Origin of the sequence: Chloroflexus sp. MS-G, from assembly GCF_000735195.1 — a bacterium.
GTDB lineage: Bacteria > Chloroflexota > Chloroflexia > Chloroflexales > Chloroflexaceae > Chloroflexus.
Genome location: NZ_JPIM01000192.1, coordinates 1 through 4,764, shown reverse-complemented (window position 1 = coordinate 4,764; position 4,764 = coordinate 1). Strand labels below are relative to the sequence as shown.

Below are 4,764 nucleotides of genomic sequence, written 5' to 3'. Positions count from 1 at the left end.
CCCCGCAGTGCGGGTGGCCCCTCACCTTCCCCCCTGGCCCCCTTCCTCTCCCACCCTGCGGGAGAGGAAGGGGGGAGATTGTGCTCCTCACCTTCCGCCTTCCTCTCCCACGCTGCGGGAGAGGAAGGGGGGAGATTGTGCTCCTCACCTTCCGCCTTCCGCTCCCACCAAAGCGGGAGAGGAAGGGGGGAGGTTGTGCTACTCACCTTCCCTCCCTGACCCCTTTCTCTTCCACAAGAGGAGAGGAAGGGGGGGATGAGCGGAGCAGGGGCGATCCTATGCCTGTCACCGATACCGCGTTTACACACCCCTCTCCCGCAGTGCGGGAGAGGGGCTGGGGGTGAGGGTGATGGTCGTGCAGGCACGGGACGTGCCTGATGAGAGAGCTGGTTTTTTGATCAGACACTACGAGAGATCGCTGCGCAGTAACTCAATCGCTTCACGCACCATATCAACGGTAGCGTCGTCTTCAATTGTGCTCAAATCACCCAAGTTATCACCTTGATAGACGGCGCGAATGACACGACGCATGATCTTCCCCGACCGTGTCTTGGGCAGCATACTCACAAAGTGCACCGCTTTTGGTGTGGCGATGGGACCGATCCGTTCACGAACCAGTTGCCGGATTTCGTTGGCGATGTCGTCTTGCATCTGCGGTGTAATGTGCTGTTTGAGCACCGCCACCACCAGCACATCTTCGCCCTTCAGCTCATCACGCACGCCGATCACGCTGGCCTCGGCCACTGCCGGGTGGGCCGAGATCACCTCTTCAATCTCGCGCGTTCCTAAACGATGACCGCTTACATTGAGCACTTCATCGGCTCGCCCAAGCATGAACAGATAACCGTCTTCATCTTTGATGGCATAATCACCGGTCATATAGAGGAGTTTGTCTTTGAAGTGTCCCCAGTAGCCTTTTACGAAGCGGTCATCATCGTTCCACAGCGTGAGTAATGTACCGGGTGGAAGGGGGCCATGCTCGACCAGAAAACCTTTCTCGCCCGCCGGTACCGGATTCCCATCGGCATCAACCACCTCAAGCCGATGACCGAATGCCGGTTTGGTTGGGGAACCTGGCTTAATCGGGAGCAACTCGACGCCAACCGGATTGGTGACCATCGGCCAGCCACTTTCGGTCTGCCAGTAGTGATCGATGACCGGTACCCCAAGTGTGTTCGTTGCCCACTCGTAAGTTGGCGCATCGAGCGGCTCGCCGGCAGCGAAAAGGAGTTTTAGCGAACTAATGTCAGCGTCACGCATCCAGTGTTCGGGGAATTTGCGCAGTGCGCGCAAGGCAGTCGGCGCAGTAAAGACATGCGTGACCCCGTACTTCTCGATTACGCGCCACCAGACACCGGGATCAGGATGATCCGGACGCCCTTCGTAAACTACCGTCGGTACACCCTTGAGGAGGGGGGCATAGACGATGTAAGAATGGCCGACGACCCAACCAATATCGCTGGTGCTCCAGAAGACATCACCGTCACCGCAGTTGTAGATGGTACTCATACTGGCGTAAAGGGCTACCATGTAGCCGCCTGTATCACGTACCACTCCTTTGGGTTTGCCGGTTGTGCCTGAAGTGTAAAGAATGTACGAGGGATCGGTGCTAGCGACCGGTACCGGTTCGACATACCGTTCACCACGTTTCGCCAGTTGCTCATACCAGTCAAGATCGCGTCCTTTTTGCAATTCAACCGGCACCAAACCGCGATTTAGAACCAGTACATCGCGTACACTATCGGTATTAGCCTCGGCAAGCGCCTTATCGACAATTTCTTTCAGCGGTACTGGTTGACCTTTGCGCATACCTGCATCCGCAGTTACGATCAGCACCGGTTCGGCGTCGTCGATCCGCGATGCAAGTGAAGTAACCGAGAAACCGCCAAACACCACCGAATGAATGGCCCCAATTCGGACACATGCCAGCATTGCAAAGATGGCTTCGGGCACCATCGGCATGTAAATGATGATCCGATCACCCTTCCGTACACCTAGATTGCGGAACAGGCCGGCCAGTCGATTGACTTCGCGGTATAGCTCGAAGAAGGTCAGCGTGCGTGATTGACCGGTTTCCGCGCTCTCCCAAATGAGAGCCGCCTGCCCACGTCGTTTGCCAAGGGCGTGACGGTCAACCGCGTTGTAGCACAGGTTTGTTTCACCGCCAACAAACCAGCGCGTGAACGGCGGATTACTGTTGTCAAGTACCTTCTCCCATGGTTTAAACCAGTGTAGTTCAGCGGCGAACTCTGCCCAATACGCTTCTGGCTCTTCAATCGATCGGCGATAGACGGCTTCGTAGCCCACGGCGATCCTCCTCTGCGAGTTTGCAATCGTATTTTGAGGGAAACAAAATAGTTGCTCTATTATACCATCGCCGAGTCACAAATAGCACAGGTTGGGTCGGGGATAAGCTCCTCCGAAACGCATCTAAGCTATGTTTACGGCTGGTTCAGGCTGAAGGACGAGCAATCTATGTTGCCATCCGGGTGTGGATGAATAAGATGAATTGAGAGCTCCTATCCACATATCGAAGATGGCGGGCAAGCGGTCAATAGTATAGTGGTCAACGCGGCCCCTTGTCTTTTCGTAAATAGGTGCGGAAAAGAATCTAGTAGTGAAAGCTGTGAAAGTTTATTATATATAGATGCTAAAGCGAAGAATACCACTTGCTCATCTGCTCCTGTTAAGGTATGCTATGTGCTGAATGATCTGGCTGCGGTTTACCTCCTGTTCTGGGGTTGAGATATTGCAAGCCAGCCATGGGAATCGTGCAGTTGTGTGTCGAACATCCTCCGTTTTAACGGAACCCTGATCCTGGCTTTTTATCTCCCTTCATTCCCACTGATGTAGGCTAGCGGCCATCGATTACAAGCAACATCATGATCACAGAAAGAAACAACAGTGTCAGACAAAAAACTGGACATTCGGGTTAAGTTTTTGCTGATCGGTGCAGAGGTGCTGTTTGTTAGCATCCTTGGCCTTATGCGCCTTTCAATTGCGGGCTGGCTGGCTTTGATCTTTGGAATTTTGCTGATTGTGGCATGGATAGGTTTTCATATAGTCTTGATGACTGCATTTATTCTAAGTTTAAGATCAAGCATCATAGATTGGGTGATCTATGGCGCCGTCCATTGGTTTTACATGCTGGCGTGGTTATTTCAATACGATGCTGACGATCTACGAATACGGTGGGTAATTCAACTTTTGCCTTTCACCGGTGGTTTGGAGCCATTTCTAAATAAATGGGGTGGAACTCTGTTTTTAATAATGGCCGCGGCTACTTTTATTTGCTATGTGATTATCTTCATTCTACTCATTGTTCGGATCGTGCAATTTCTGGTGTCTCTCAATAAGGATACAAAGGATACACAAACCACATAGGCTTTCAGACAGAAGCTACTTCATCCATCTCTCTACGTGGATATATCTACACTCAGTGATACAAGAGGTTCGTTGTGCAGCGTGCGAAAATCACACTTCCGCACTGTTGTGTTGCATACCGGACAGTTTTGTACTGATGAAGCTGCTGATGACCACCACTACAATACTGATCAGTGCCCGATCAAAAGAGTGCCTGGTCTGCCTGTTCGACTGTGCGTGTACTATGTCCTTACCTGCGCAATCCTGCGGGCGTATCGGTTCATTTCCTTCACAGGGAAACGTTCCATCTGGCTCTAGAATCAGTCATGCCAGAAATACGCTAACCAGTTCGGCAACCGCTGCTGGTTGTTCCAGATGAACGGCATGTCCGGCATCGGGTACAATGGCGTGACGGGCATGAGGCATCAGTTCGGCCATACGAGTGGCAATTGCACAGAACTTGGGATCGAGTGCGCCTGTGATCAAGAGGGTAGGGGTAGTGATGGTTGGTAATATCTCCCACAGCGATGGTTGCCGCCCAACACTCATCCCGCGTAAAGCGTTGGCGTAGCCGATTGCACTACCGGCCAGGCGTTGTTGGCGTTGCGCTTCACGAACAGCGGCTGGCAGGCGCTGCTGGCTGGCAAACAGTGGCTGCGATTCCCAATACTCAACGAACCATTCCAGACCTGCGCGCTCGATACGTTCGGCCAGTTCTTCATCACTCGCCAAACGTGAAGCTCGTTCGGCTGGGTCAGCCAATCCTGGTGAAGCGCCAATCAAGACCTGCCTGCCGACTCGCTCTGGTGCGCTGGCCGTGAGCAGTAACCCAATCCGTCCCCCCATCGAATAGCCCAGCAGATCGGTACGCGCAACACCGAGCTGGTCGAGTAAAGCGAGGAGATCGCTAACACACTGTTCGATAGCGTAGCGTTGCGGATCAGACGGCACGGCACTGGCACCATGTCCGACCAGATCGATCATTATCAACGTGCGGTGCTGGCTCAGCGCCGGTACCAGTGCCTGCCATGTCTGACTGCTGCCGGTGAAGCCATGGATCAAGAGCAGCGCCGGGCCGTTACCGGCTATTTCGAAGGACAAATAGATGTCGTTAAGTGTGATCTTCATTGTTCTCCTGTAACCTGATACGATAGTCATTATCTTATCATACTGGCGACCGTTGCTATGATGCTGGGGTGAGAGGGAATGCGTTGCAAAGTCCTTTCTGTTGGGCAATAGTGACAGAGGTGAGAGGTGAGAGGATTGAACGAGAGGGGCAGGTCGTCAACCTGTTCCCCCTTTTCTCCTTCCTCGCGCCGTCTGGCAGAGAACAGTACAGGGTGAGCAGTCGTTTTCATCACTGCGAGAGCGAATTCCCCCTTCCCCTCTCTGTGTGAGAGC

Annotated in this window: 3 protein-coding genes; 1 reads left to right on the top strand and 2 read right to left on the bottom strand. The window is 53.2% G+C overall.

Translation table 11 applies throughout. The features are described from left to right. Positions 1-405: 405 nt before the first annotated feature. Positions 406-2,334: a propionate--CoA ligase gene (gene prpE / locus JE47_RS0119525; RefSeq protein WP_081910079.1), complete on the bottom strand. Its 1,929-nt coding sequence runs from the start codon at positions 2,332-2,334 to the stop codon at positions 406-408. A 570-nt stretch (positions 2,335-2,904) separates the two neighbouring features. Between prpE and JE47_RS0119520 the strand changes: the two genes are divergently transcribed. Beyond that, entirely contained in the window at positions 2,905-3,384 is a 480-nt protein-coding gene (locus tag JE47_RS0119520) for a hypothetical protein (protein ID WP_031461354.1), read from the top strand. 303 nt (positions 3,385-3,687) lie between these two features. Here JE47_RS0119520 and menH read toward each other — a convergent pair whose 3' ends face one another. Then, the gene (gene menH, locus JE47_RS0119515; RefSeq protein WP_031461353.1) at positions 3,688-4,491 is read right to left on the bottom strand and encodes a 2-succinyl-6-hydroxy-2,4-cyclohexadiene-1-carboxylate synthase; all 804 of its coding nucleotides are present in this window, start codon (positions 4,489-4,491) and stop codon (positions 3,688-3,690) included. Positions 4,492-4,764 lie beyond the last annotated feature (273 nt).